Origin of the sequence: Streptomyces fradiae ATCC 10745 = DSM 40063 (genome assembly GCF_008704425.1) — a bacterium.
Classification (GTDB): Bacteria; Actinomycetota; Actinomycetes; order Streptomycetales; family Streptomycetaceae; genus Streptomyces; species Streptomyces fradiae.
Genome location: NZ_CP023696.1, coordinates 1,007,517 through 1,034,298 on the forward strand (window position 1 = coordinate 1,007,517; position 26,782 = coordinate 1,034,298).

The following is a 26,782-nucleotide window of genomic DNA, read 5'->3' on the forward strand; positions in this document are numbered from 1 at the left end:
GCGCGAGGAGGTCACTCCCGATGGAAGCAACCGTGGGCGACAAGCTGCTGGTGCACGGCCGGTTCGTCGGCCAGCACGACCGCACGGCCGAGATCGTCGAGGTCCTCGGCGACCACGGCCACCCGCCGTACCGCGTCCGTTTCGACGACGACGGGCACGAGGCCGTGATGGCCCCGGGCCCCGACTCCGTCGTCCGTCACAAGGAGGAGCCCAAGGCGGGCTGAGCGCGCCCGCGCGCCCCGCCCGTGCGTCTCACCACCCCGGAGGGCGGACCGGCGTCGGGTAGTGGTCGGCCACCACCCTGGCCATCGCCCCGATCCGGTCCGCGACCACGTCCCGCGCGCCGAAGAAGGCGTGGCCGAGCACCCCGTCGTGGTCCGCGGCGAGGGCGAGGTGCCGGGACAGTTCCGCCGGGTCCTGCCACGCGGCCGGCGCGGCCGGGTCCCCCGCGCGGTACAGCGCCTCGCCCACGTAGAGGTGGACGCCCGTGCCGCGCACCACGTCGCTCCACCACGGCACGAGGGCGGCGTAGTCGGCGGCGCCGAAGCCGATGTGCCAGTAGAGCTGCGGGACGACGTAGTCGATCCACGCCTGCTTGACCCACTTGCGGGTGTCGGCGTGCAGGGCGTCGTACGTCTGGAGGCCCCGGGTGTCGGAGCCGAGCGGGTCGGTGGTGGCGTTGCGCCAGATGCCGAAGGGGCTCACACCGAAGGCGACGTCCGGTTTGACGGCCTTGATCCGCTGGGCCGTCTCGCGGATCAGCAGGTCGATGTTGTCCCGGCGCCAGGCCGCCCGGTCGGGGAAGCCGCCGCCGTGCGCCTCGTACGCCGCGTCGTCGTCGAAGGACTCCCCCGCGACCGGGTACGGGTAGAAGTAGTCGTCGAAGTGGACGGCGTCGACGTCGTACCGGCGTACGGCGTCGAGCATCGCGTCCTGCACGAACCGCCGGACCTGCGGCAGGCCCGGGTTGTAGTAGAGCTTGCCGCCGTGGGTGACGACCCAGTCCGGGTTGCGGCGAGCCGGGTGGTCGGCGGCGAGCCGCGCCGGGTCGGCGTGGGTGGCGACGCGGTACGGGTTGAACCAGGCGTGCAGGAGCAGGCCGCGCCGGTGGGCCTCAACGACGGCGGTGCCGAGCGGGTCCCAGCCGGGGTCCTTGCCCTGGACGCCGGCGAGGCACTGGGCCCACGGCTCGTACGGCGAGGGCCACAGCGCGTCGGCGGTCGGCCTGACCTGGAGGATCACCGTGTTGAGGCGGCGCTTGACCGCCTGGTCGAGCAGGGCGGTCAGCTCGGCGCGCTGCTCCGCGGCGGACAGTCCGGGGCGGGAGGGCCAGTCCCGGTTGGTGACCGTCGCCACCCACATGCCGCGGAAGTCCTCGGCGCGGGCCCGGCCGCGCGGCGGCTTGCCGTCCCCGTGCCCGTGCCGCCGCCCGCGCTCCCGCTCCCCGCCGCCGTCCGGGCCGGCCCCCGCCGCGCCCGTCGCGTCCCCGCTGACCAGCAGGGAGGCCACCAGCCCCGCCGCCCCGGCCACCATTCCCCGCCGTCCGAACCCGCCGCCCGCCTGACCCATGTGTCGTCCCAGCCCTTCCTCGTACCCGGATCGCCCCGCACACGCACTTGATCGTTTCGGGCGTTTCGCCCCCTGTGCACTCTATGAGACGGGTGCGGGCGCCCTGGACCGTATGGCCGTCTCCGCAGAGCATGCCCGGCCCGGACGACCGCCGATCCGCGCGAACGGAGTAACGTCGTGGGGTCGGGCGGGGAGTGCCGGAACCATACGGCGGCCCCGCCATCCGGAGATCAGCGAAAGGCACGAGGTGACGGACTCAATGACCGACATTGCACGCGTCGGAGTGGTGGGCTGCGGTCAGATGGGCGCGGGCATCGCGGAGGTGTGTGCCCGCAGCGGCCTCGAGGTCAGGGTGGCCGAGACCACCGGCGAGGCGCTGGAGATCGGCCGTACCCGGCTGTACAACTCCCTCGACAAGGCCGCCCAGCGCGGCAAGATCAGCGAGGAGGAGCGCGACGCGACGCTGGCCCGGCTGAGCTTCACGACCGACCTCGGGGAGTTCGCCGACCGCGACCTGGTCATTGAGGCCGTCGTGGAGAACGAGCAGATCAAGACGGAGATCTTCCAGGTCCTCGACCAGGTGGTGACCCGGCAGGACGCCATCCTGGCGTCCAACACGTCGTCCATCCCGCTGGTGAAGCTGGCCGTGGCGACGTCCCGCCCCGACCAGGTCATCGGCATCCACTTCTTCAACCCGGCCCCGGTCCAGCAGCTCGTCGAGCTGATCCCGGCGCTCACCACGTCGGAGGGCACGATCAGCCGCTCCCAGGCCGTGGTCGAGAAGGTCCTCGGCAAGCACGCGATCCGGGCGCAGGACCGGTCCGGCTTCGTGGTGAACGCCCTGCTGATCCCGTACCTGCTGTCGGCGATCCGGATGTTCGAGTCGGGCATCGCCAGCCGCGAGGACATCGACAACGGCATGGAGATGGGCTGCGCCCACCCGATGGGCCCGCTGAAGCTGTCCGACCTGATCGGCCTCGACACGGTCGCCTCGGTCGCCGACTCGATGTACGCCGAGTACAAGGAGCCCCTGTACGCCGCTCCCCCGCTGCTCCAGCGGATGGTGGACGCGGGCCGGCTGGGCCGCAAGACGGGCTCCGGGTTCTACCCGTACTCCTGAGCCGCCGGGGGCGGCGCCACCGCTCCGGCACCCGTGACCTCCCCGCCCCGCCCGCCTCGGGTCCCGCACACCGCGGCCGGGCCGCCGGGGCAGCCTCCGCACCTTCCGCGTCCTACCGGGGGAACGGCGCGGGGCGGACCGGCCGCGCGGTGCCGGGCTGCGCCGGGACGAGGACGCGCCCGGCGGGCACCCGGTCGTTGCGTACGACGACGAAGGCGACGTCGTCGTCGAGGTGGCCGTCCGTGTGCGCGAGCAGCGCGGCGCGGACCTCCTCGACGAGCGCGGCCGGCGACCGGGGCACCCGTCCCGCGGCCCGGCCGAGCACCTCCTCCAGCGGGAAGAAGCGCCCGCCGGCGTCCCGCGCCTCCGCCGCGCCGTCCGTGTGGAGGAAGAGCGCCTCGCCGGGCAGCAGCCGGTCGCACCGCCGGACGGGCAGGGTGTCCGGCAGCGGGAAGGCGCCGAGCGGCGGCAGCGGCACCCCGGTGGCGAGCGGCTCGGCGTCATGGCCGATCCGGTAGGGCCAGGGGTGGCCGCAGTTGAGGACCAGCACGTCGCCGTTGCGGTGGATGTCCAGCAGCAGGACGGTGACGAAGTCCTCGGCCGAGCCGCCCGGTCCGGCCTGCTGCGCCCCCTCGTCGCGGGGCGGCTCCCCCAGGTACCGCTGGAGGGCACGGTCGAGGCGCCGCAGCAGTCCGCCGAGCCCCGGCTCCTCGTACGCCGCCTCGCGGAAGCTGCCCAGGACCGCGGCGACCGCGCCGAGCGCCGCCAGCCCGTGGCCGCGCACGTCGCCGATGATCACCCGCACCCCGTACGGGGTGGACACCACCTCGTAGAGGTCGCCGCCGACCACGGCGCCCCGTACGGCGGGCAGCTGCGTCCCGGCGAGGGCGAGCCCGTCGAGCCGGGGCGGCAGCGGCCGCAGCAGGACGCGCTGGGCGGCCTGCGCGATGGCCTCGATCTGCCGCAGCTCGCGGCGCAGACCCCGGCAGATGCCGACCACGAGGCCCGTGCCGACGGCGAAGAAGACGGCACTGGTGGCGATCCGCGTCGCCATGTCGTCCTGCCGCGCCAGCGGGCAGGTCAGCTTCCACGTCACGGCGACGGCTCCCCACAGCGTCGGCAGGGCCAGGGGGGCGAGCGAACCGGCGCCACGCCGCCGGGGCCTGCGGGACCACCTACGGATCATGCGGACCGCCCTTCTTCAGGCCCCTTGTCGCGGTCGGGACGATTCTGTCGATCGTCCCGTCTCGCGGGGAACGTCCACCAGGCTTCTCACTCGAATGAGTGAGCAACCCCGTGGACGCCCTCGGCCCCCGCCTCCGGCACCGGAAGGGCCGCGGCCAGGGGCGGACGGCCTTCGGGGCGGGGCCGGGGACCGGGGCCGGGGACGGGGCGGGAGGCACGCGGAAGGGGCGCGTCCGGGATGGGACGCGCCCCTCACACCTCAGGGCCGGAGACCGGTCGGCGGCCCCGCGCGGGGTGCCGGACGGCCGCACGAGGCGGCCCCGCGGCACCCCGCGGCACCCGGCACCTCGCACGAACCGGGCCCCCGGCCCGCCGAGGACCGAGGCCCCCGCCGAGACCGCCACCCCCGCCGGGGTGTCCCGTGGGACCCGCGCCCCCGGCGGGAGGCGGGCGCCGGCCGGTCGTCCCCCGCGCGGCCCGTCAGGCGCCGCGCAGTACCGCCCCGGTGCGCTCGGCGGCCAGCGCCACCGCGGCGTCGCGGGCGGCCGTGGCCTCCTCGACGGTCAGCGTGCGGTCGGCGGCGCGGAAGCGCAGTGCGTACGCCAGGGACTTCCTGCCCTCGCCGATCTGCTCGCCGGTGAACGTGTCGAACAGCCGGATGGACTCCAGCAGGTCGCCGGCGCCCTCGCGGAGCACCCGCTCCACCTCGGCGGCCGGCACGCCCTGGTCGACGACGAGCGCGACGTCCTGCGTGGCCACCGGGAAGGTGGAGATGCGCGGGGCGGCCACCGGACCGGCGGAGGCCCGCTCGACCAGGTCGAGGTCGAGCTCCATGGCGCAGGTGCGCGCGGGCACGCCGAACGCCTTGACGACGCGCGGGTGCAGCTCGCCGGCGTGGCCGACGATCCGCTCGGCGCCGTCCACGACGACGGCCAGCTCGGCGCAGCGGCCCGGGTGCCACGGGCCGTACCGGCCCTGGCGGACGATCAGCTCGGCACCGGCCTCGCGGGCGACGGTCCGGGCGGCCTCGACCGCGTCGGCCCAGTCGGCCGGGCGGCCCTTGCCCCACCAGCCGGCCTGCTCGCGCGCCCCGGCGAGGACCACGGCGGCGTGCCGGGGCTGCTCGGGCAGGACGGCGTCGACCCCGGCCAGTTCCGCGTCGGTCGGGCGGCGGTCGACGGGCAGCCGCACCGCGACGCCGGGCTCGGCGGCCGGGTGGAAGACGAGGCCGGTCTCGAAGAGGGCCAGGTCGTGGCTGCCGCGGCCGTCGTTGCGGCGCAGCGCGGCGAGGAGGCCGGGCAGCAGCGTGGTGCGCAGCGCGGGCTCCTCGTCGGAGAGCGGGTTGACGAGCCGGACGACCCGGCGTGCGGGGTCGTCGGCCGGGAGGTCGAGCTGGTCGAAGACCTGCTCGCCGACGAAGGGGTAGTTCAGCGCCTCGACGTACCCGGCGCCGGCCAGGGCCCGGCCCACGCGGCGGTGGGTGCGCTGGCGCTCGGTGAGCCCGCGGCCGGCGGGCGGCCTGGGCAGGGTGGAGGGGAGGTTCTCGTACCCCTCCAGCCGGATGACCTCCTCGGCGAGGTCGTTCGGCGCGGCGAGGTCGGGACGCCAGGACGGGACGGTGACGACCAGCTCGTCCTGCCCGTACACGTCGCAGCCGATCTCCTGGAGGCGGCGGACGACGGTCTCGCGGCCGTAGGAGACACCCGCGACGCGGTCCGGGTGGTCGGCGTGCATCGCGACCGTGCGCGGGGCGGCCGGGGCGACGATCTCGGTGACGCCGGCCTCGGCCGTGCCGCCCGCGAGGAGGACCAGCAGGTCGACCGTGCGCTGCGCGGCGGCGGCCGCGGCCTGCGGGTCGACGCCCCGCTCGAAGCGCCGGGACGCCTCGGAGGAGAGCTTGTGGCGGCGGGCCGTGCGGGCGACGGAGATCGCGTCGAAGTGCGCGGCCTCGATGACGACCTCGGTGGTGCCCTGGACCTGGCCGGTCTCCGGGTCGGCGACCGCGTCGGCGATCTCGGTGTCGGCGCCGCCCATGACTCCGGCGATGCCGATGGGGCCCCGGCTGTCGGTGATGACGAGGTCGGCCGGGTCGAGGGCGCGGACGGTGCCGTCGAGGGTGGTGATCTTCTCGCCGGGCTCGGCCCGGCGCACGCCGATCGGGCCGTCGAGACGGGCGCGGTCGTAGGCGTGGAGCGGCTGGCCCAGTTCGAGCATCACGTAGTTGGTGACGTCGACGGCGAGGGAGACCGGGCGCATGCCGGCCTTCTGCAGGCGGCGCTGGAGCCAGATCGGCGAGCGGGCCTCGGGGTCGAGCCCGACGACGGTGCGCGCGGTGAAGCGGGAGCAGCCGACGGGGTCGGTGACCTGGACCGGGTAGCCGTACGAGTTCGGCGCGGGCACGTCGAGGAGGGCCGGGTCGCGCAGCGGCAGTCCGTACGCGATGGCGGCCTCGCGGGCGACGCCGCGCATCGACAGGCAGTAGCCGCGGTCGGGTGTGACGGCGATGTCCAGGACCTCGTCGTACAGCTCCAGCAGGGCGGCGGCGTCGGTGCCGACCTCGTGCTCGGGCGGCAGGACGATGATGCCCTTGGTGCCGTCGTCGCCCATGCCCAGCTCGTCGGAGGAGCAGATCATGCCGCGCGACATCCGGCCGTACGTCTTGCGCTCGCCGATGCGGAAGTCGCCGGGCAGGACGGCGCCGGGGAGCGCCACGACGACCTTGTCGCCCTCGGCGAAGTTCCGGGCGCCGCAGATGATCTCCTGCGGCTCGCCGGTGCCGTTGGCGGTGCCGACGTCGACGGTGCAGAAGCGGATCGGCTTCTTGAAGTCGGTCAGCTCCTCGATGGTGAGGACCCGGCCCACCACGAGGGGGCCGGTGAGGCCGGCGCCGAGCCGCTCGACGGTCTCGACCTCCAGCCCGGCCGAAACCAGCTTGGCCTGTACGTCACGGCCGGTCTCCGTCGCCGGCAGGTCGACGTACTCCCGCAGCCACGAAAGCGGGACCCGCATCAGATCTCCATCCCGAACGGCCGGGTGAACCGGACGTCACCCTCGACCATGTCTCGCATGTCTTCGACGTTGTGCCGGAACATCAGCATCCGCTCGATGCCGAACCCGAAGGCGAAGCCGCTGTACTTCTCCGGGTCGACGCCGCAGGCGACGAGGACCTTCGGGTTGACCATGCCGCAGCCGCCGAGCTCGATCCAGCCCTCGCTGCCGCAGGTGCGGCAGGGGCGCTCCGCGTCGCCGACGGACTCGCCGCGGCAGACGTAGCAGAGCATGTCCATCTCGGCGGACGGCTCGGTGAACGGGAAGAAGTTCGGCCGGAGCCGGGTCTTCATGTCCGGGCCGAACAGGGCCTGGACCATGTGGTCGAGGGTGCCCTTGAGGTCGGCCATGGTGAGGCCCTCGTCGATGGCGAGCAGCTCGATCTGGTGGAAGACCGGGGTGTGCGTGGCGTCGAGCTCGTCGGTGCGGTAGACGCGGCCGGGGCAGACGACGTACACGGGGGGCTCGCGGTCCACGAGCGTGCGCGCCTGCACCGGGGAGGTGTGGGTGCGCAGCACGATGCCGGACTCGTCGCCGCGGGTGCCTTCCGGCCCCTCGACGAAGAACGTGTCCTGCATCTGGCGGGCCGGGTGGTCGGGGACGAAGTTGAGGGCGTCGAAGTTGAACCACTCCGCCTCGGCCTCGGGGCCCTCGGCCACCTCGTACCCCATGGAGACGAAGACGTCCGCGACGCGCTCCATGAGGGTGGTCAGGGGGTGGCGGGCGCCGGCCGGGGTGCGGTCGTAGGGGAGGGTGACGTCCACCGCCTCCTCGACCAGCACGCGGGCGTCCCGCTCGGCCTCCAGCTCGGCCTGGCGCGCGGCCAGGGCCTTGGACACCGCGCCGCGCGCCTGGCCGACGCGCTTGCCCGCCTCGGCCTTGGCCTGCGGGGGCAGGGCGCCGATCTCTCGGTTGGCGAGGGCGAGGGGCGAGGTGCCGCCCGTGTGGGCGACCTTCGCCTGGGCGAGCTGGTCGAGGTCGCCGGCGGCGGCGAAGGCGGCGAGCGCCTCGTCCCGCATGCGCTCGATCTCTTCCGGTTTCAGTGCCTCGACCTCGACTGGGTCGTACGACTTGTTGGGTGCCGACATCTCTTCCCGTACTTCCGAATGGGCTGGCTGGGGCCCCCGCTCGACGACCGAGGACGCAAAGGTGCCAAAGCTTGAGTCTAACGGGGTACGGCTGTCCTGCTGGAGCCCGTGGGGGGCGGCCGGGGTCCGGACCGGCGGGTCAGATGCCCTGGGTCACGTACGCCGGGGCTCCCACGGGCAGGGTGAAGCGGAACCGGGCGCCGCCCGAGGGGGCGCGGCCGACGGTGATGGAGCCGCCGTGGGCCTCGACGAGGCCCTTGACGATGTACAGGCCGAGGCCGGTGCCGCCGCGGGTGCTGCCGCGCCAGAAGCGGGTGAAGACACGGCCCATCGACTCCTCGGGGATGCCGGGACCTTCGTCGCTCACGGTGACCGCCGTTCCTTTCTCGCCGTCCGGCATTCCGGTGGGGGCGACTTCGATGGTGACGGTTCCGGCGCCGTGGCGCACCGCGTTTTCCAGGAGGTTGCCGAGGATCTGGTCGATCTTGTCGGGGTCGGCCCACAGGTCGGGGAGCGGGCGGCCGACGCGGACGAAGAAGCGGTCGGGCGGCAGGCCCCGCGCGGTGAGGCCGTGGACGTGGCGGCCGACGGCGGCGGCGATGTCCACGGGCTGGCGGCGCACCTCCAGCCGGCCGGCGTCGATGCGGGAGATGTCGAGGAGCTCGGCGATGAGCCGGGTGACGCGTTTGGCGTCGGCGTCGACGGTCTCCAGGATGAGCCGCTTCTGGTCGTCGGTGAAGCGCTCCCACTTGGTGAGCAGGGTGTGGGTGAAGCCCTGTACGGAGGTGAGCGGGGAGCGCAGCTCGTGGGCGACGGTGGCGATCAGCTCGGCGTTGCTGCGCTCGGTGCGGCGCCGGGCCTCGGTGCCGCGCAGGGTGACGACGACGCGGCGCACGGGGCCGAGCGGCACGTCCCGTACGTACCGGGCGGCGACGAGGACCTCCCGGCCCCCGGGCAGCAGCAGGTTCCGCTCGGGCTGGCCGGTGCGGGTGGCGAGGCCGCCGTACGGGTCGGTCAGCGGCCACCAGCGGTTGCCCTTGAGGTCCTCCAGGGGGAGGGCGTCCTCCAGGCGGGCGCCGACGGCCCGGTCGCGGGGGACGCCGGTGACGCGGGCGGCCTGGGCGTTGAACCGGACGACCCGCCCTTCGGCGTCCGCGACGACGAGCCCGTCGGGCAGCTCCTCGGCCACGCACGGGGGGACGCCCGGGCGGGAGGTGGAGCGGGCGTGGCCGTCCGCCGCCTCGTGGCTGCTGCCGGGTGTCATCCCCGTACCCCCATCCCTCGGTGTCGCGGCGGGCTCCGAGCCCGTCACCCTACTAGCTCCCGGTGACGGAGCGGCACCCTCCGGCCGCGCGCTGCGCACGGGCGGAGGCGTACAGGCACACGGCGGCGGCGGTCGCCAGGTTGAGGCTCTCGGCCCTGCCGTGGATGGGGACGCGCACGACGGCGTCGGCGAGGGCGCGGGTCTCCTCGGGCAGGCCCCACGCCTCGTTGCCGAAGATCCAGGCGGTGGGGTCGCCCATGGTGCCCGCGTCGAGTTCCGCGTCGAGGTCGTCGTCGCCGGCGCCGTCGGCGGCGAGGACCCGCACGCCGGCGTCCCTGAGTCCGGCGACGGCCCGCTCGACGGGGACGCCGACCGCGACGGGCAGGTGGAACAGGGAGCCGACGGAGGCGCGCACGGACTTGGGGTTGTAGAGGTCGACGGAGGCGTCGGTGAGGACGACGGCGTCGGCTCCGGCCGCGTCGGCGCAGCGCAGGACGGTCCCGGCGTTGCCGGGGTCGCGTACGTGGGCGAGGACGGCGACCAGCCTGGGGCGGGCGGCGAGGATGTCCTCGAACGGCGAGTCGAGGAAGCCGCACACGCCGACGATGCCCTGCGGGGTGACGGTCTGGGAGACCTCGGCGAGGACGGCGTCGGACGCGTGGTGGACGCGCGCGCCGGCGGCGCGGGCGGCGTCGACGATGGCGGCGTACCGGGTGGCGGCCTCGGTGGTGGTGAACAGTTCGAGGAGGGTCGGCTCGCCGCCGGGTCCCCGGTGTTCGACGGCCTCGCGGACGGCCTGCGGTCCCTCGGCGATGAACCGGCGCTCCTTGCTCCGGAAGTTCCGCTTGGCCAGGCGCCGCGCGGCGGCGACGCGGGGGGAACGCGGGGAGATCAGCTCGGGGGTGCCCATGGTGCTCGGCGGCTCTTTCTGGCGGCGGGGCCGGGGAGGTGGCGGTACGGCGAACGCGCCGGACCCGCAGGCGCGCGGCCTGCGGGTCCGGTCGGAAGGATCGGCGGCCTGGGGATCAGGCGGCGGCCTTCGGGGCGTTGACGTCGCTCGGGAGGGCCTTCTGGGCGACCTCGACGAGGGCGGCGAACGCGTTCGCGTCGTTGACCGCGAGCTCGGCCAGGATCTTGCGGTCCACCTCGACGTTGGCGGCCTTCAGACCCTGGATGAAGCGGTTGTAGGTGATGCCGTTGGCGCGGGCGGCGGCGTTGATGCGCTGGATCCACAGCTGGCGGAAGTCACCCTTGCGCTTCTTGCGGTCGTTGTAGTTGTAGACCAGCGAGTGGGTGACCTGCTCCTTGGCCTTGCGGTACAGGCGCGAGCGCTGGCCGCGGTAGCCGCTGGCCTGCTCGAGGATCGCACGGCGCTTCTTGTGAGCGTTGACTGCGCGCTTGACGCGTGCCACTTGTTAACTCCTTGTAGCGGGGCCGCGGGGGTGCTCACACGGCCCGGAAACGATTGGGTCCCGGCTTTCGGGGGCTTCGGATCAGGCGATCGGGGTCAGATGCCCAGCATCTTCTTGATCTTGGCGCTGTCACCCGGGGCCATCTCGGCGTTGCCAGTGAGGCGGCGCGTCAGCTTGGACGACTTGTGCTCGAGCAGGTGGCGCTTGCCGGCGCGCTCGCGGAGCACCTTGCCCGAGCCGGTGATCTTGAAGCGCTTCTTGGCACCGCTGTGCGTCTTGTTCTTCGGCATAGCGCCGTTATCTCCTCGTCAGTGGCGCTCCCAGCCGGTCCGGGGACCGGCGCGCGGGAGCGTCAGATGGATCGATTTCGAGTCTCGGGCGGTGTTGCCCGGGACACGGCCTGGGGAGGCTACTGGGCGGACGGGTCCGCCTGGACGGGCTGCTCCGCCTGAGCGGGCTGGTCCGCCTGTGCGGGCTGGCCCTGGCGCTCCGCCTTGCGGGCGGCCTGCGCCTCGCGGGCCTCGGCCATGGCCTCGGTCTTCTTCTTGTGCGGACCGAGAACCATGATCATGTTGCGGCCGTCCTGCTTCGGGTTCGACTCGACGAAACCGAGGTCCTGGACGTCCTCCGCGAGCCGCTGCAGCAGCCGGTAGCCGAGCTCCGGCCGGGACTGCTCGCGACCACGGAACATGATCGTGATCTTGACCTTGTCACCCTGCTTGAGGAACCGGACGACGTGACCCTTCTTGGTGTCGTAGTCGTGCGGGTCGATCTTCGGCCGGAGCTTCATCTCCTTGATGACCGTGTGCGCCTGGTTCTTGCGCGCCTCACGGGCCTTCATGGCCGACTCGTACTTGAACTTGCCGTAGTCCATGAGCTTGCACACGGGCGGGCGGGCGTTCGCCGCGACCTCGACGAGGTCGAGGTCGTACTCCTGGGCAAGCTCCAGGGCCTTGGCAAGCGGAACGATTCCGACCTGCTCGCCGCTGGGACCGACAAGTCGCACCTCGGGAACGCGAATCCGGTCGTTGATGCGGGGCTCGGCGCTGATGGATCCTCCTCGGTAGCACCACGCGACCGCCTGGCGGACGGACGCGTAACGTCTGTTCTGTGAGACCAACCGCGCCGGCGCATAGAAAATGCCCCGGACGGGACACAGGCGGGGCTCCTGGTGATACCGGAGCACCGCCACGGCGAACCGCGGGGCGCTGTCATCGGGCGGGTCCATCGTCCGTACGGAACGATGGGCGCCGCCTGACCGGTGACCCGCCGTCCCGGAGGACGGCCAGGTGGGAGACGGAGCCTCCACTTGTGGGCCGGAGCTCACAGGCTCCAGCCGGTCGTCACACCAGGCTACCAGCCCGCGGCCGATGCGCCCAACCGGGCGGGCGGCGCGGGAGGGCTGCCGGGACCGCCTATCGTGTGGGGCATGAGTGACGCCACGTCCCCCGAGCCCGCGCCCGACTTCGACGCCATGACCCGCGACATCGCGGAGGTCCCCGCGGTCGAGGTGATCGTCACGGTCGCCGTGAACCTGATGAGCGCCGCGGCCGTGAAGCTCGGGCTGACCGAGGAGGGCGACGCCTACAAGGACCTGGACGAGGCCCGCAAGCTCGTGCACGCGCTGGCGGGACTGCTGGACGCCGGGGCGACGGAGATCAGCTCCTTCCACGCGGCGCCGCTGCGGGACGGCCTGAAGTCCCTGCAGCTCGCGTTCCGCGAGGCGTCGCTGGTGCCGGACGAGCCGGGCCAGGGCCCGGGCGAGAAGTACACGGGCCCGGTCTACGGCTGACCCGGCCCCTCCTTCCCGCTCCTCGTCCTCTTCGCCGTTCCCCTCGTTCTCACTCCCGTACGTGCTCCCGCACGTAGAAGGGCTCGCCCGGCGGGGCGGCCTCGGCCGGCAGCAGCGCCAGGTCGAGGCCCCGCACCAGGCGGGCCCTCAGCGTTTCGTCGGCCGCCATGGCCGTCGCCACCCGGCGGGCCGCCTCGGCGGGGGCCGTGTCCGGCGCGAGGACCAGGGCGAGGGTGCCGTCCGCGGTGGCGCTCCGGGCCAGGTGGGCGCGGAGCACCGCCGGTTCGGCGGCGACGGCCGCCCGGACGGCGCCGGTGACGGCGGGGTCCGCCAGGGGGTCGGTGCTGGTGCGGCCCTCGGCGAGGGCCAGCAGCGACCGGCCGGTCAGCTCGAACGGCACGGGGCCTGCCATGTCGAGGACGAGCGTGTCCGCCTTCTCGTGCGCCACCGCCTGGAGCGCCTGCCGGAGCGGTACGGCGACGGGGCGGGCCGCCGGGTCCCAGCGGGCGAGCGTCTCGGTGGACGTGAACGCGGGGAGCGCGCGGCGGTCCCCCGCGGTGAGGGTCGGGACGGCCATGTCGCTGGTCTTCTCGCGGCGCAGGCCGTTCTCGTCCTCCTCGACCTCGCCGAGCACGGCCACGACGGGGACGAGGAGGCGGGCCTCCGTGAGGGCCTCCAGCACGCGCGGCTCGGCGCCGCGGTCCTCGGCCCAGGCCGCGAGGGCCTCGGCGAGTCTCGGGTCGGCGGAGCCGTCGTCGTCGGAGAAGCCGGGGTCGGGGATGTTCTTGAGCGCCACGCACCCGAGCCTATCGGGGTGCCACACCGGCTCCGTACGGCGGCCTCGCTCCCGGCGGGGGTGGGGGTGGGCGGGCCGGCCGGGGCCGGTCAGGCGGGGCGGCGGGCGGTGCGCCAGAGGGCGGCGGCGGTGACGACGAGGAGGGCGCCGGCTCCCGCCGTGACCGGGGCCACGAGGCCGGCGGGGTCCTCCTCGTCGGGTTCGCGGCGCGGGCCCGGCCCGAAGAACTCGCGGACGTAGCCGGCCGTGGCCGCCTTGGGGTCCGCGGGGCGCAGGCGGGCGCCGGCATCGATCGCGGCGGCCGGGTCGACCGTACCGTGCCCCTTGTCGTCGTCGCGCCCTCCGTCGGGCGCGTCGCGGGCGGTGTCGACCAGCACCTGCTTGACCTGGGCCGGCGTGAGGCCGGGGTGGGCGGCGCGGACCAGGGCAGCGGAGCCGGAGACGAACGCCGCCGCGGCGCTGGTGCCCCAGCCCTCGTAGTACTTGCGGTCCGGGTCGGCGATGACCACGTCCACGCCGGGCGCGCTGACCGTGGCGTACCAGCGGCTGGTGGAGAAGGAGGCGTGGGTGCCGAACCGGTCGACGGCGGTCACGGCGATCACGCCGGGGTAGGCGGCGGGGTACGAGACGCGGTCGCCCTTCTCACCTCCGTTCCCGGCCGACGCGACGACCACCGCGCCCTTGGCGAGGGCGTACTGGACGGCCGCGTCCTCGGCGGCCTCCGGGTGGGCGGCCTCGCTGTCGTCGCCGAGGGACAGGTTGATCACGTCGGCGCCCTGGTCGGCGGCCCAGCGGATGCCCTGCGCGAGGGCGCTGCCGCGGGTGTTGCGGGCACGGGCGCGGGACTTGTCGGCGCCTTCGAGGATGACGCGTACGGGCAGGATCCTCGCCTCGGGGGCGACTCCGACGACCCCGTCGCCGTTGCCGGGGCCGTGTCCGTGGCCGGCGATGATGCCGGCCATCGCGGTGCCGTGGCGGGCCCACGCGCGGTCGCCGCGCCGGGCGCCGAAGCCGATGAAGTCCTTGCCGGGCAGGACGTTCCCGACCAGGTCGGGGTGGGTCTCGTCGACGCCCGTGTCGAGGACGGCGACCGTGACGCCGGCGCCCTTGGTGGTGTTCCAGGCACGGTCGGCGTTGATCGCCTCGTTGCCCCACTGCCGGGCGCGGATGCCGTCCGCGGCGGCGGGGGCGGCGGGCAGGAGGGCGAGCGCGGCGGCCAGCAGCCCGGCGAGGAGCACGCGTACGGCGGGGCGGGGGGCGGGGGTGGCCGCGGGGATCCGGGACGCGGTGCCGGCGGTGGTGCGGCGCGGGGCCGTGCGGTGGGGGGCGGTCGCCGCCGAGTCGGTGGGGGCGGCCGACGGGTGGGTGGGGGTGTGCTTCATCGGTTCCCCTTCCGCTCGGGGCCTTCGACCGCCCGCGTGACCGTCGTCCGCAGGCCCTTCTCGATCCGGTCGGCGACGCCCCGCGCCTCGTGGCCGAGCCCCGCCTGCGCGGGTGCGGTCGTCTGGCCCTTGGCCATCGCCTGCGCGGCGGGCTGCGGGTGGAGCACCGCCCGGCCGTCCGCGAAGCCGGACACCCCGTATACGACGACGGGCATCTCGGTGAGGACGTTCACGTGCCAGCTTCCGCGCTGCGCGTTGCCGAACCGGGCGGCGACGGTGCCGGGGGCGGCGAGCGCGGGCGGCATCAGGTCGGGGCTCCCGCCGAGGCCGCCGGTGGTGAAGCGGGTGCGGAGCGCGGCCATGTCGGCCGGGGCGGTGTCGAGGAAGACCAGGCCGACGGTGGTGACGCTGCTGGAGGTGGCGTCGGTGTACGTGGCGCGGAGCACGCGCCGGCAGCCGGCCGGCGCGAGGGTGGCGGCCAGCCGCGGCTGGAGGACGGCGGCGCAGGACGCGTCGGGTGCGACGGCGACCCGGGTCCAGACGCGGTCGGCCCCGCCGGGGCCGGCGCCGTCCCCCGCGAGGGTGCGCGGGAAGAGGGTGTCGACCGGGGTGCTGTGCCAGAGGGTCCCCGCCTCGGTGTACGCGGTGCGGCGCGGGGTGGCGTCGGGGTCCCGGAGCAGCCAGGCGCCGACGGCCGCGCCGCCGATGAGGCCCACTCCGAGGACCAGGCACGCGACGGCCGCCGTCAGCCGGCCGGTGCGCGGCGCCTCCGGGACGGGGCGCAGCCGTACGGTCGTCTCGGGTGCCGTCTCGGGCGGAGCCGCCCGGTAGGCGGGCGGGGTGGCGGGGCGGGCGTCCGGCAGGGGGCGGTGATGGGCCGGGGTGTGGTGGGCCGGGGTGTGGTGGGCCGGGGTGTGGTGGGCCGGGGTGTGGTGGGCCGGGGTGTGGTGGGCCGGGGTGTGGTGGCGGGGCTCTGCTGGGCGGTGGTTCTCCGGGGCGGCGTGGCGGTGGGGGGAGGCCGCGTGGCGGGGGGCGGGCTCGGTGTGGCGGTGCGGCTCGGCCGGACGAGGCGCGGGCGTGCCGGGTGTGCCGGGTGTGCCCGGAGCGGAGGCCGGTGCCGCACCGCGTCCCGGCGGTGCGGCGGGGGGTGGCGGTGCGGTCGGCCGGTGCGCGGGCGCACCGGCAGCCGTCGCTTCCCGCTGGGGGGCGGGGCGTGGTGGAGCCTGCCGGGGTACGCCCGGCGGGGCGGGGGCGGGACTCGGCGCGCACTGGCCGGCCTCGCCGGTCCGGCGGGAGGCGGCCGCTTCGTTGGGCGGTGCGGGCGGCGGGGTCCGGCGGGGGACCTCCGGCCGGCCGGGAGCCGTCGCTTCGTTCGGCGGGGCGGGACGCGGCGGCTGCCCGGATATGCCGGACCGGCCGGGGGCGGCTTGGCCCTTCGGCGGTACGGCCGGTGACGGGGCGGCACCCTGCGGGGGCGCGCCCTGCCGGCCGGTCGACGGGCGGGCGGGATCGGCGGGCGGGCGGCCCGCGTCGGGTGCCTGCCGGGTACGGCCTTCCGGGAGCCCGGTGGCGGCGGGGCGCGCGGGCTCGGCCGCGGGAGCGGTGTCGCTGTGGGGCGCCGGGGGCGGCGCCGGCGTGCCGGGGCGGTCGACGGGGCGCTGCGCGGGGGCGGACGTGGACGGGCGGGCCTCGGTGGGGCGACCAGCCGGTGCCTGAGCCGGGGTCGGCGTGGCGGGGCCTGCGGTGGTGGGGTGCGAGGAGGGGCCCCGGGGCGCCCGGTCCGGGGCGGCGGACGGGGCGGGGGCACCGGTCGGGGCGGGGGCACCGGTCGGGGCGGGCGTACGGCCCGGCTCCGGAGCCTCGGGCGGCGCGGGAGCCGCCGTACCCGCCGCCGGGGCGAGCGACCGCGCCGGGGTCTGCGCGGGGCGCGAGGGGGTGTCGGACGGCGGAGTCCGGTCCGGAGCGGGGGCCTGGGGCGGCGCGGAAGCCACGGGGTGCGCCGTGGTCCGGTGCCGCGTGGGGCTCTGGGCTCCGGCCGGGGTGGCGGGGGGCGCCGGGGCGTCGGAGCCGGTCGGGGCGAGCGACCGCGTCGGCGCTTCCGGCGGGGCGACGGGCTGTGCGGAGGACTCCGGACCGGTCCGGGTGGCGGGGGGCGCCGGGGCGTCGGAGCCGGTCGGGGCGGCGGACCGCGCCGGGGGCTCGGCCTCGGCCGGAGCGCCGGGTCGCGCGGGGGCCTTCGGGCCGGGCGAGGTCGTGGGGTGCGCGGGGGCGGCTCGGGTGGGGAGGTGCGGCTCCGGGGCCGGGGGCGCTTCGGGGCGGGCGGCGGGCGCCGGGGCCGGCTGCGGCGGGATGGGGCGCAGGCGGGTGGTGGTCTCCTGCGGGGCCTCGGGCCGGGGAGCCGGGCGCCGTGCCTCGGTGCTCATCCGCCCCCCTCGTACGCATGCCGTCGACGCCGTCGGGGCAGGCCCGCGCACCGGCGTGTAGCCGTCACTCTAAAGGCTGTGGGCGGGCCCGCGGGAACGCGGCCGCAGGTCGGGGCGGATCTGACCGGAACGTCCCGTCCACGGCCACTACCCCCTGGTAACGGGGTCTGGCACGCTCGGGCCCATGACTCCCCGTGCCGCTGACCGCGCCCGCTTCGACCGGGCGACCGCGCATCTCGACGCGCCCCTCGCCCTGGTGGATCTGGACGCCTTCGACGCGAACGCCGAGGACCTCCTCCGGCGTGCCGGGGGCAAGCCCGTGCGGGTCGCCAGCAAGTCGCTGCGCTGCCGGGCGCTGCTGGAACGAGCGCTGGCCCGGCCCGGTTTCGCGGGGGTGATGTCGTTCACGCTGGCCGAGTCGCTGTGGCTGGCGCGGGCCGGTTTCGGCGACGTGCTGCTGGCCTATCCGTCGGCGGACCGGGCCGGTTTCGCCGAGCTGGCCGCCGACGCGAAGCTCGCGCGGGCCGTCACGGTGACGGTGGACGACCCGGCGCAGCTCGACCTGGTGGACGCGGCACGCGGGGACGGCCGGGAGGAGGTGCGGGTCTGCCTGGAGCTGGACACGTCGCTGCGGCTGCTGGGCGGGCGGATACGGATCGGCGCGCGGCGCTCGCCGCTGCGGGATCCGGCCGAACTGGCGGAGCTGGCACGGTCGGTGGCGCGGCGGCCCGGGTTCCGGCTGGTGGGGGTCATGGCGTACGAGGGGCATGTCGCGGGGGTCGGTGACGCGGTGGTGGGGCGTCCGCTGCATTCGCGGGCGGTGCGGCTGATGCAGGCGGTGGCGCGGCGGGAGCTGGCGGAGCGGCGCGCGGCGGTGGTGGCGGCCGTACGGGAGGTCGCGCCGGACCTGGAGTTCGTGAACGGCGGCGGCACGGGCAGCGTCCAGCACACGGCGGCCGAGGAGGCGGTGACGGAGGTCGCGGCCGGGTCGGGGCTGTACGTGCCGAGGCTGTTCGACGACTACACGTCGTTCAGCGGCCGGCCCGCCGCCCTGTTCGCGCTGCCGGTGGTGCGGCGCCCGGGGGTGGGCGCCGTGACGGTGCTGGGCGGCGGTTACCCGGCTTCGGGCGCGCCCGGCCGGGACCGGCTGCCGGTGCCCTACCTGCCGGAGGGGCTGCGGTACGACCCGGTGGAGGGGGCCGGCGAGGTGCAGACGCCGCTGCTGGGGTCGGCCGCCGACGACCTGCTGATCGGCGACAAGGTGTGGTTCCGGCACGCGAAGGCGGGCGAGCTGTGCGAGCGGTTCGACCGGCTGCACCTGGTGGAGGGCGACCGGGTGACGGGCGCCGTGCCGACGTACCGGGGCGAGGGGCGGGCCTTCCTGTAGCGGAGCGGCCATCGCCTCCATGGCGCGGGTCGGGCCGCCGGGGCGGTCGGGCGCCGTGGCGGTCGGGCGCCGGGCGGGCCGGCCGTCGCCGCGCGCGGGGGCGCCGGGATGGTCGGCGGAGCGCCGGAGCGGGTCGGCGGGGCGCCGGGGGGCGGCGGGGCGCCGGGGTCAGCCGCCGGGGGCGATGCTGCTGCCCACGCCGCCGCCCGTGGGGCCGCCGACGGGCCGGATGCCCCGCGTGATCTCGTCCATCAGGGAGAGCGGCGGCCCGCCCGGCCCCGCGTCGAAGGCGAACCGCACGGCGACGGGCTGCTCCGTGCCGCTCGGCGACGGGAAGACCAGCGACTGGACATGGCCGCCGGGGCCCTCGCCGGTGGTGACCCGCCAGCGGACCAGGTAGCCGGTGCGGCCGGCCACGACGGTCTCGCGGGCGGCGACGACCTGGTGCGACCTCACCCCGCCGTACGGGCTGCCGCCGAGCACGTCCTCGCCGTACAGCTCCTCGGCGGCGTGCGCGACGTCCGCCTCTGCCATCGCCTTCGGGGTGGGCGCGGCGGAGGCGAGCGTGCGGGACACGACACGGCCGTACGGGCACGCGCGGGATCCGGCGGGGCAGGTGCGCTCGTCGGTGGTGGCCATGACCGCCCCCTGCCCGACGCCGTACTCGGGCCGCCGCCAGCCCGCCGGGACGGGCAGGGTGACGCCGTTGAGCTGGTCGACGAGGACGGAGCCGTCGTCCGCGGGGGCGGCGGACGGCGGGGCCGTGGCGGGTTCGGCGGACGGCTGCGGCGGGGCCGGTGCGGGGGGCGCGGGCCGGGCGGAGCCGGGGCCCGTGGCCGGTCCGGCGGCGGGTGGCCGCCGCGCTTCGGGGCCGCCGTCGCCGCCGGGGCGCAGGAGGAGGGCGCCCGCCACGACCGCCGCCACGGCGAGCGCCGCGACGGCCGCCTGGACCGCCCGGCCGCCGGACCGCCGGGGCGGGACCACGACCGCGGTGGGGTACGGGGCGGGCGGGACGGGCGGGGCCGCGGGGGTCGCGGGCGGGGGGACGACCGCCGCCCGGGGCTGCGCGGCGCCGTCCGCCGGGCGGGTGTGCCCGGTCCACGCCGTACCGTCCCACCAGCGCTCGGCGGCGGGCGCGGCCGGGTCCGGGTACCAGCCCGGCGGAGTCGTCATGCTCATGCTGCCAGGGTAGTCAGCGGTCAGAGCGGGGTGACGTAGGCGCCGGAGATTCCGCCGTCGACGAGGAAGTCGGTGGCGTTGACGAAGGAGGCGTCGTCGCTGGCGAGGAAGGCGACCGCGGCGGCGATCTCCTCGGCTTCGGCGAAGCGGCCGAGGGGGATGTGGACCAGGCGGCGCGCGGCCCGTTCGGGGTCCTTCGCGAACAGTTCGCGCAGCAGCGGGGTGTTGACCGGGCCGGGGCACAGGGCGTTGACGCGGATGCCCTCGCGGGCGAACTGCACGCCGAGCTCGCGGGAGAGGGCCAGGACGCCGCCCTTGGACGCGGTGTAGGAGATCTGCGAGGTGGCGGCGCCCATGCGGGCGACGAAGGAGGCGGTGTTGACGATGGAGCCCCGGCCCTGGCGGCGCATGTAGGGGATGGCGGCCTTGCAGCAGAGGTAGACGGAGGTGAGGTTGACCTCCTGGACGCGTTTCCACGCCTCCAGGCCGGTCTCCAGGATGGAGTCGTCGTCGGGCGGGGAGATCCCGGCGTTGTTGAAGGCGACGTCCACGCTGCCGTAGGTGTCGTAGGCGGCCCTGAACAGCGCCTCGACCTGGTCGGGGTCGGTGACGTCGACGTGGGCGAACAGGCCCCCGACCTCGTCGGCGGCGGCCTTGCCCGCGCTCTGGTCGATGTCGCCGCACACCACGTGGGCGCCCTCGGCGGCGAGCCGGCGGGCGGTGGCCAGCCCGATACCGCTGCCGGCACCGGTGACCACGGCGGTACGGCCTTCGAGCCGGCGGCAGACGGGACCCGCCCCGGTGGCCGCCGCCGGGTCGGGCGCCGGGGCAGCGGAAGCGGGGCCGGGCGCAGGGGTGCCGGAAGCGGGGCCGGGCGCCGGCTCGGGCGCCGCGGAGGTCTGTGCCGCGGGGGTCTGTGCCGCGGGGGTCTGTGCCGTGGAGGCCGGCGCCCCGGGGGCCGGCGCCCCGGGGGCGGTGGCCGGGCGGGAGGAGGGCGGCTCGGGGGCGGTACGGGTCATGGGTCAGCCTTCCGTGCTGATGAAGACGTTCTTGGTCTCGGTGAAGGCGGTGAGGGCGTCGGGGCCCAGCTCGCGGCCCACGCCGGACTGCTTGAAGCCGCCGAACGGGGTCCAGTAGCGGACGCTGGAGTGGGAGTTGACGGAGAGGTTGCCGGCCTGGACGGCGCGGGAGACGCGCAGGGCGCGGCCCACGTCCCGGGTCCAGACGGAGCCGGACAGGCCGTAGTCGGTGGCGTTGGCGAGGCGTACGGCGTCGTCCTCGTCGTCGAAGGGCAGGACGACGGCGACGGGGCCGAAGACCTCCTCGGTGGCGGCGGGCGCGTCGGGGGCGAGGCCGGTGAGGACGGTCGGCGGGTACCAGAAGCCGGGCCCGGGCGGGGCGCTGCCGCGCAGGGCCTCGGCGCCGTCGGGGACGTAGGACCGTACGCGCTCGAGCTGGGCGCGGGAGATGAGCGGGCCCATCTGGGTCCGCTCGTCGGCCGGGTCCCCGACGGCGACCTCCTCCAGGGCGGGGCCGAGGAGTTCGAGGAACCGGTCGTACGTGGTGCGCTGCACGAGGACGCGGGATCGGGCGCAGCAGTCCTGGCCGGCGTTGTCGAGGAACGACATGGGGGCGGCGAGGGCGGCGGCCTCGACGTCGGCGTCGGCGAAGACGATGTTGGGGCTCTTGCCGCCGAGTTCCAGGGTGACGCGCTTGACGCGGTCGGCGCACCGGGCCATGACGCCCTTGCCGACGCGTACGGACCCGGTGAAGACGATCTTGGCGACGCCGGGGTGGTCGACCAGGGCGGCGCCGGCGACGGCGCCCTCGCCGGGGAGGACCTGCAACAGGTGCTCGGGCAGGCCCGCTTCGAGGGCGAGTGCGGCCAGGCGCAGGGCGGTGAGCGGGGTGGTCTCGGCCGGTTTGAGGAGGACGGCGTTGCCCGCGGCGAGGGCGGGGGCGGCGCCCCAGGCGGCGATCGGCATGGGGAAGTTCCAGGGGGCGATGACGCCGACCACGCCGAGGGGTTCGAGGAAGGTGACGTCCACCCCGCCGGGCACGGGGATCTGGCGCCCCGTGAGGCGCTCCACTCCCCCGGCGGCGTAGTCGAGGAGGTCGCGGACGTTGCCGGCCTCCCAGCGGGCGTTGCCGATGGTGTGCCCGGCCTCACGGACCTCCAGGAGGGCCAGCTCCTCCAGGTGGGCGTCGACGGTGGCGGCGAAGCGGCGCAGGAGCCGGGCGCGGTCGGCGGGGGCGGCGGCGGCCCAGGCCCGCTGGGCTCGGGCGGCGCGGGTGACGGCGGCGTCGACGTCCTCGGGGGTGGTGGCGGGGACGGTGGCGATCCGCTCGCCGGTGGCGGGGTTCAGGACGTGGAGCTCGGTGGTCACGTCGGCCTCACATGCGTTCGAAGGAGCGGCGCAGTTCCCAGTCGGTGACGGCGGCGTCGAAGGCGGCCAGTTCGACGCGGGCCATGTTCAGGTAGTGGGCGACGACGTCCTCGCCGAAGGCGGCCTTGGCGAGGTCGCTGGTCTCCCACAGCTCGGCGGCCTCGCGCAGCGTGGTGGGGACGTGCGCGTGGTCGCCCGCGTAGGCGTTGCCGGTGCAGGGCGGGGGGAGTTCGAGGCGCTGCTCGATGCCGTGGAGACCGGCGGCGACGAGCCCGGCGACGGCGAGGTACGGGTTGACGTCGCCGCCGGGGAGGCGGTTCTCGAAGCGGGTGGAGGGGCCGCGGCCGACGACGCGCAGGGCGCAGGTGCGGTTGTCGTGGCCCCAGGCGACGGCGGTCGGGGCGAACGAGCCGGGCTGGAACCGCTTGTAGCTGTTGATGTGGGGGGCGTACAGCAGGGAGAACTCGCGCAGCGCGGCGAGCTGACCGGCGAGGAAGTGGCGCATCACGGGCGAGAGGGCGGCGGATGTGCCGGGCGGGCCGCCGCCGGCCATGGCGGCCCGCCCGTCGGCGTCCCGGAGGGAGAGGTGGATGTGGCAGGAGTTGCCCTCGCGCTCGTCGTACTTGGCCATGAAGGTGAGGGAGACGCCCTCCTGGGCGGCGATCTCCTTGGCGCCGGTCTTGTAGACGGCGTGGTGGTCGCAGGTGGTGAGCGCCTCGTCGTAGCGGAAGGCGATCTCGTGCTGGCCGGGGTTGCACTCGCCCTTGGCGGACTCGACGGTGAGCCCGGCGCCGGCCATCTCGTTGCGGATGCGGCGCAGGAGCGGTTCGACGCGGCCGGTGCCGAGGACGGAGTAGTCGACGTTGTACTGGTTGACGGGCGTCAGGCCCCGGTAGCGGGCGTCCCACGCCTGCTCGTAGGTGTCCTTGAAGACGATGAACTCCAGCTCCGTGCCGACGTGGGCGGTGTAGCCGTGGGCGGCGAGGCGGTCGAGCTGGCGGCGCAGGATCTGCCGGGGCGCCGCGGCCACGGGGGCGCCGTCGTGCCAGACGAGGTCGGCGAGGAGGAGCGCCGTACCGGGGTGCCAGGGGACGCGGCGGAGGGTGGCGGGGTCGGGGCGCAGGACGAAGTCGCCGTAGCCGGTGGACCAGGAGGCCATGGCGTAGCCGTCGACGGTGTTCATCTCGGCGTCGACGGCGAGCAGGTAGCCGCAGCCCTCCGTACCGTGCTCCAGCACCTCGTCGAGGAAGAAGGGGGCCGCGAACCGCTTGCCCTGGAGTCTGCCCTGCATGTCGGGGAAGGCCAGGACGACGGTGTCGATCTCGCCGCTCGCGACGAGGGCGCGCAGCCGGTCGGCGGGGAGCGGGGGTGTGCGGTCTGTCACGGGGTGGGCCTCCTCGGATCAGCCGGGAGCCATAAGGTATGCCTGAGGACCTTTGAGGGGAAGGGGGCGGTCAACATGGCGCGGGAGCCGGCATCCGATCGGCTGACACCGGTGCTGCGGCCGGTGCGGGCGGGCAACGGGTTCGAGGAGGCGCTGGAGCAGATCCTCCAGGTGGTGCGGCTCGGCCTGGTGCCGGCCGGCGGGCGGCTGCCCGCCGAGCGGGAGCTGGCCGAGCGGATGGGCATCAGCCGGGTCACCCTGCGCGAGGTGCTGAAGGTGCTCCAGGAGCAGGGGCTGGTGGAGAGCCGGCGCGGCCGGTACGGCGGGACGTTCGTGCTGCGCCCGGAGCGCGGGGCGGGCCCGGAGCGCGGGGCGGGCCCGGGGGGCGCGGCGGACGCGGCGGGCGCGGCGGGCAGGGCGGGCGCGGCGGAGGAGCTGCGGCGGCGCACGGCCTCGGTGGACCTGGAGGACGCGCTGCTCTTCCGGGAGGTCCTGGAGACCGGCGCGGCGGGCCTGTGCGCGGCGCGGGGGCTGACGGAAGCCGAGGCGGCGCGGCTGCGCGGGGCGCTGCGGGCCACGCACGACGCGCCGCTGGACGACTACCGGCGCCAGGACACGCTGCTGCACCTGACGCTCGCGGAGCTGTCCGGCTCGCCGAGCCTGGCGGCGCGGTACGCGGCGGTGCGGGCGACCGTGAACGCCCTGCTGGACTGCATCCCGCTGCTGGTGCGGAACCTGGAGCACGCCCAGCACCAGCACGACGCGCTGGTGGAGGCGGTGCTGGAGGGCGACGCGGAGGGGGCGCGGGAGGTGGCGCGCGAGCACTGCGCGGGGACGGCGGCGCTGCTGCGGGGGTTCCTGGCGTAGGCGGGGGTCTGGGGCGGGGGTGGCGGGGGCGAGGGCGCGGCACGGGCGGGGGTCCGGCGCGGGCGGGGGTCCGGCGCGGGCTTGGTGCCAGCGGCGGCTTGGTGCCGGCGGCGCGCGGGGTGTTTCGGGGAACGTGCCGTCGAGGGGGTTGCGCCCGGCGCGCCCGCGCGGCAAAGGTATGGGGCCATTCCATTGGGCCGCGCCCCTCGGGCTGCTGGGCCACCGGGCAGGACCCGACACGGGGAGCTGACGCCGCCATGACGCTGGAAGACACCTCGGGCACCTCACCGGGCGGGGCGGCATCCCGCCCCTCCGCCGTCCCCGACGACTACCTGAAGCGCCGCGCCCTCCGCCGGGGCAGCGCCGGGTGGCTGCTGCTCACCGGACTCGGCGTCGGCTACGTCGTCTCCGGCGACTACTCCGGCTGGAACATCGGCCTGGCGCAGGGCGGCTTCGGCGGGCTCGCCGTCGCCACGCTGCTCATGGGCACGATGTACGCCTGCCTGGTCCTCGCGCTCGCCGAGCTGTCCGCGATCCTGCCCGCCGCGGGCGGGGGCTACGGCTTCGCCCGGCGGGCGCTCGGCCCCTGGGGCGGCTTCCTCACCGGCACGGCGATCCTCATCGAGTACGTCCTCGCCCCCGCCGCCATCTCGATCTTCATCGGGGACTACGTCGGGTCCCTGGGCCTGTTCGGGCTGGAGTCCGGGTGGCCGGTCCACCTGGCGTGCTTCGTCGTCTTCATCGGCGTCCACCTGTGGGGCGTGGGCGAGGCGCTGCGCTTCAGCCTCGTCGTGACGGCGGTCGCGGTGGTGGCGCTGCTGGTCTTCGCGGCGGGCGCGTTCACCGACTTCCGGGTGGACCGGCTGGACGACATCCCGGTCGACGCCGCCGCGTTCGGCGCGAGCTCGTGGCTGCCGTACGGGCTGCTGGGCATCTGGGCGGCGTTCCCGTTCGGGATGTGGTTCTTCCTCGGCGTGGAGGGCGTGCCGCTCGCGGCGGAGGAGGCGAAGGACCCGGTCAGGTCCATGCCGAGGGCGCTGGCGCTGTCGATGGGCGTCCTGGCGGTGCTCGCGCTGCTGACCTTCCTGGCGGCGACCGGGGCGCGGGGCTCCGCCGCCCTGGCCGACGCCGGGAACCCGCTGGTCGTGGCGGCGGAGGGGGACGGCGGGCCGACCGGGCTGAGCCGGTTCGTGAACTACGCGGGGCTGGCGGGGCTGGTGGCCTCGTTCTTCTCGCTGGTCTACGCGGGCTCGCGGCAGCTCTTCGCCCTGTCGCGGGCCGGCTACCTGCCCCGGTTCCTGTCGCTGACGAACCGCCGCAAGGCCCCGTACCCGGGGCTGCTGGTGCCCGGCGTGATCGGCTTCTCGCTGGCGGCCGGGTCGGGGGACGGGGCGCGGATGCTGAACGTCGCCGTCTTCGGCGCGACCCTCTCGTACGCCCTGATGGCGCTGTCCCACATCGTGCTGAGGCGCCGCGAACCGGGCCTGGCGCGGCCCTACCGCACGCCCGGCGGGGCGCTGACCTCCTCGGTGGCGCTGGTGCTGGCGCTCGCCGCGCTGGTGGCGACGTTCCTGGTGGACGTGGTGGCGGCGGGGCTGGCCCTCGGGGTCTACGCGGTCGCCGCCGCGTACTTCGCGCTCTACAGTCGGCACCGGCTGGTGGCGAGCGCGCCCGAGGAGGAGTTCGCCGCGCTGGCCGCCGCCGAGGCCGAGCTCGACCGCCGATGAGAGGAGTCGCGGGCGTGAGAGGAGCCGCGGGAGGGAGCGGGACCGCAGGAGTGGGAGGAGCCGCGGGGACGGCGAGGCCGCTCATCGGAGTGACGACGTACCTCGACACCGCCCGGTGGGGCGTGTGGGAGCTGCCGGCCGCGCTGCTGCCCGCCGCCTACCCGCGGCTGGTCCAGGCGGCGGGCGGGCTCGCCGCGCTGCTCCCGCCCGACGCGCCCGGCGCCGCGGCCGCGACCGTCGCCCGGCTGGACGCCCTGGTCGTCGCGGGAGGCGCCGACGTGGACCCCGCGCGGTACGGGGCCGCGCGCGACCCGAGGACCGGGCGGCTGGCCCCGGAGCGCGACGCGTGGGAGCTGGCCCTGGTGGGCGCGGCCCTGGCGGCCGGCACCCCGCTGCTGGGGATCTGCCGGGGCATGCAGCTGCTGAACGTCGCCCTGGGCGGCACGCTCGTCCAGCACCTGGAGGGGCACACGGCGGGGGTCGGCGTGCCGGGGCTGCACACGGTGAAGCCGGTGCCGGGGACGCGGTACGGGGCGCTGGTGCCGGAGGCGGTGGAGGTCCCCACGTACCACCACCAGGCGGTGGAGCGGCTCGGCGCGGGACTGGTGCCGTCCGCGTACGCCGAGGACGGCACGGTGGAGGCGGTCGAGCTGCCGGGGGCCTGGGCGCTCGGTGTGCAGTGGCACCCCGAGCTGGGCGACGACCCGCGCGTCATGGCGGGGCTGGTCAGGGCGGCGGGAGGCTGACGAGCGGGCCGGGCGCCCGCCCGCCG

At 76.0% G+C, this 26,782-nt stretch carries 22 protein-coding genes and 1 pseudogene; 7 read left to right on the forward strand and 16 right to left on the reverse strand.

Features of this window, described 5'->3' with window-relative positions; all coding sequences use genetic code 11:
* Positions 1–20: 20 nt before the first annotated feature.
* Positions 21–224, forward strand: coding sequence for a DUF1918 domain-containing protein (locus CP974_RS04340; RefSeq protein WP_031132014.1), 204 nt, complete (start codon positions 21–23; stop codon positions 222–224).
* A gap of 28 nt (positions 225–252) precedes the next feature.
* Here CP974_RS04340 and CP974_RS04345 read toward each other — a convergent pair whose 3' ends face one another.
* On the reverse strand, positions 253–1,569 hold the full coding sequence (locus CP974_RS04345) for a glycoside hydrolase family 10-like protein (RefSeq protein ID WP_031132012.1): 1,317 nt from the start codon (positions 1,567–1,569) through the stop codon (positions 253–255).
* A 259-nt stretch (positions 1,570–1,828) separates the two neighbouring features.
* Between CP974_RS04345 and CP974_RS04350 the strand changes: the two genes are divergently transcribed.
* Positions 1,829–2,689 carry a 3-hydroxybutyryl-CoA dehydrogenase gene (locus CP974_RS04350; RefSeq protein ID WP_078915615.1) on the forward strand — a complete coding sequence of 287 codons (861 nt, stop codon included), beginning with the start codon at positions 1,829–1,831 and terminating at the stop codon, positions 2,687–2,689.
* A gap of 112 nt (positions 2,690–2,801) precedes the next feature.
* Here CP974_RS04350 and CP974_RS04355 read toward each other — a convergent pair whose 3' ends face one another.
* From CP974_RS04355 to infC, 8 genes are all read right to left on the reverse strand, one after another.
* Entirely contained in the window at positions 2,802–3,875 is a 1,074-nt protein-coding gene (locus CP974_RS04355) for a PP2C family protein-serine/threonine phosphatase (RefSeq protein WP_031132008.1), read from the reverse strand.
* 479 nt (positions 3,876–4,354) lie between these two features.
* Positions 4,355–6,883 carry a phenylalanine--tRNA ligase subunit beta gene (gene pheT, locus CP974_RS04360; RefSeq protein ID WP_031132006.1) on the reverse strand — a complete coding sequence of 843 codons (2,529 nt, stop codon included), beginning with the start codon at positions 6,881–6,883 and terminating at the stop codon, positions 4,355–4,357.
* Complete coding sequence (pheS, locus tag CP974_RS04365) at positions 6,883–8,010, reverse strand: phenylalanine--tRNA ligase subunit alpha (RefSeq protein WP_031132004.1); 1,128 nt, start codon at positions 8,008–8,010, stop codon at positions 6,883–6,885. Before pheS ends, pheT begins: the two co-directional genes overlap by 1 nt.
* Positions 8,011–8,149: 139 nt before the next feature.
* A complete protein-coding gene (locus tag CP974_RS04370) occupies positions 8,150–9,274 on the reverse strand; it encodes a sensor histidine kinase (RefSeq protein ID WP_037937962.1) in 1,125 nt (374 codons plus the stop codon).
* A 52-nt stretch (positions 9,275–9,326) separates the two neighbouring features.
* On the reverse strand, positions 9,327–10,184 hold the full coding sequence (locus tag CP974_RS04375) for a TrmH family RNA methyltransferase (RefSeq protein WP_031132000.1): 858 nt from the start codon (positions 10,182–10,184) through the stop codon (positions 9,327–9,329).
* Positions 10,185–10,299: 115 nt separating this feature from the next.
* The gene (rplT, locus tag CP974_RS04380; protein WP_017945472.1) at positions 10,300–10,686 is read right to left on the reverse strand and encodes a 50S ribosomal protein L20; all 387 of its coding nucleotides are present in this window, start codon (positions 10,684–10,686) and stop codon (positions 10,300–10,302) included.
* Positions 10,687–10,781: 95 nt separating this feature from the next.
* Positions 10,782–10,976, reverse strand: coding sequence for a 50S ribosomal protein L35 (gene rpmI, locus CP974_RS04385; RefSeq protein ID WP_010476245.1), 195 nt, complete (start codon positions 10,974–10,976; stop codon positions 10,782–10,784).
* 119 nt (positions 10,977–11,095) lie between these two features.
* A complete protein-coding gene (infC, locus tag CP974_RS04390) occupies positions 11,096–11,806 on the reverse strand; it encodes a translation initiation factor IF-3 (protein ID WP_078915614.1) in 711 nt (236 codons plus the stop codon).
* 309 nt (positions 11,807–12,115) lie between these two features.
* Here infC and CP974_RS04400 point away from each other — a divergent pair, with 309 nt between their 5' ends.
* Entirely contained in the window at positions 12,116–12,478 is a 363-nt protein-coding gene (locus CP974_RS04400; protein WP_031131996.1) for a DUF1844 domain-containing protein, read from the forward strand.
* Positions 12,479–12,527: 49 nt separating this feature from the next.
* Here the strand turns inward: CP974_RS04400 and CP974_RS04405 are convergent, their stop codons facing one another.
* From CP974_RS04405 to CP974_RS04415, 3 genes are all read right to left on the reverse strand, one after another.
* Positions 12,528–13,274, reverse strand: a complete 747-nt coding sequence (locus tag CP974_RS04405) for an SseB family protein (protein ID WP_031131994.1) — start codon at positions 13,272–13,274, stop codon at positions 12,528–12,530.
* A gap of 89 nt (positions 13,275–13,363) precedes the next feature.
* Complete coding sequence (gene mycP / locus CP974_RS04410; protein WP_078915613.1) at positions 13,364–14,656, reverse strand: type VII secretion-associated serine protease mycosin; 1,293 nt, start codon at positions 14,654–14,656, stop codon at positions 13,364–13,366.
* The gene (locus CP974_RS04415; protein ID WP_224354469.1) at positions 14,653–15,372 is read right to left on the reverse strand and encodes a hypothetical protein; all 720 of its coding nucleotides are present in this window, start codon (positions 15,370–15,372) and stop codon (positions 14,653–14,655) included. Before CP974_RS04415 ends, mycP begins: the two co-directional genes overlap by 4 nt.
* A gap of 1,891 nt (positions 15,373–17,263) precedes the next feature.
* On the opposite strand from CP974_RS04415, the gene CP974_RS04420 reads away from it, so the two are divergent.
* Positions 17,264–18,466 (forward strand): amino acid deaminase/aldolase, encoded by a 1,203-nt coding sequence (locus tag CP974_RS04420; RefSeq protein WP_031137037.1) that lies wholly within the window; start codon positions 17,264–17,266, stop codon positions 18,464–18,466.
* A gap of 168 nt (positions 18,467–18,634) precedes the next feature.
* Here the strand turns inward: CP974_RS04420 and CP974_RS04425 are convergent, their stop codons facing one another.
* The 4 genes and pseudogenes from CP974_RS04425 to CP974_RS04440 all read right to left on the reverse strand — a co-directional run bounded on the left by CP974_RS04425 (position 18,635) and on the right by CP974_RS04440 (position 23,416).
* Positions 18,635–19,645: a DUF2510 domain-containing protein gene (locus CP974_RS04425; RefSeq protein ID WP_223844491.1), complete on the reverse strand. Its 1,011-nt coding sequence runs from the start codon at positions 19,643–19,645 to the stop codon at positions 18,635–18,637.
* 20 nt (positions 19,646–19,665) lie between these two features.
* Positions 19,666–20,433: pseudogene (locus CP974_RS04430) on the reverse strand (3-oxoacyl-ACP reductase); the annotation flags it as partial.
* 234 nt (positions 20,434–20,667) lie between these two features.
* A complete protein-coding gene (locus tag CP974_RS04435) occupies positions 20,668–22,032 on the reverse strand; it encodes an aldehyde dehydrogenase family protein (protein WP_031136401.1) in 1,365 nt (454 codons plus the stop codon).
* A 7-nt stretch (positions 22,033–22,039) separates the two neighbouring features.
* Positions 22,040–23,416 carry a glutamine synthetase family protein gene (locus tag CP974_RS04440; RefSeq protein WP_031136402.1) on the reverse strand — a complete coding sequence of 459 codons (1,377 nt, stop codon included), beginning with the start codon at positions 23,414–23,416 and terminating at the stop codon, positions 22,040–22,042.
* A 75-nt stretch (positions 23,417–23,491) separates the two neighbouring features.
* On the opposite strand from CP974_RS04440, the gene CP974_RS04445 reads away from it, so the two are divergent.
* The 3 genes from CP974_RS04445 to CP974_RS04455 all read left to right on the forward strand — a co-directional run bounded on the left by CP974_RS04445 (position 23,492) and on the right by CP974_RS04455 (position 26,756).
* Positions 23,492–24,283 carry a FadR/GntR family transcriptional regulator gene (locus CP974_RS04445; RefSeq protein ID WP_031136403.1) on the forward strand — a complete coding sequence of 264 codons (792 nt, stop codon included), beginning with the start codon at positions 23,492–23,494 and terminating at the stop codon, positions 24,281–24,283.
* Positions 24,284–24,540: 257 nt separating this feature from the next.
* Positions 24,541–26,010, forward strand: coding sequence for an ethanolamine permease (eat, locus tag CP974_RS04450; protein WP_031136731.1), 1,470 nt, complete (start codon positions 24,541–24,543; stop codon positions 26,008–26,010).
* A gap of 89 nt (positions 26,011–26,099) precedes the next feature.
* Positions 26,100–26,756 (forward strand): gamma-glutamyl-gamma-aminobutyrate hydrolase family protein, encoded by a 657-nt coding sequence (locus CP974_RS04455; RefSeq protein ID WP_231717382.1) that lies wholly within the window; start codon positions 26,100–26,102, stop codon positions 26,754–26,756.
* Positions 26,757–26,782 lie beyond the last annotated feature (26 nt).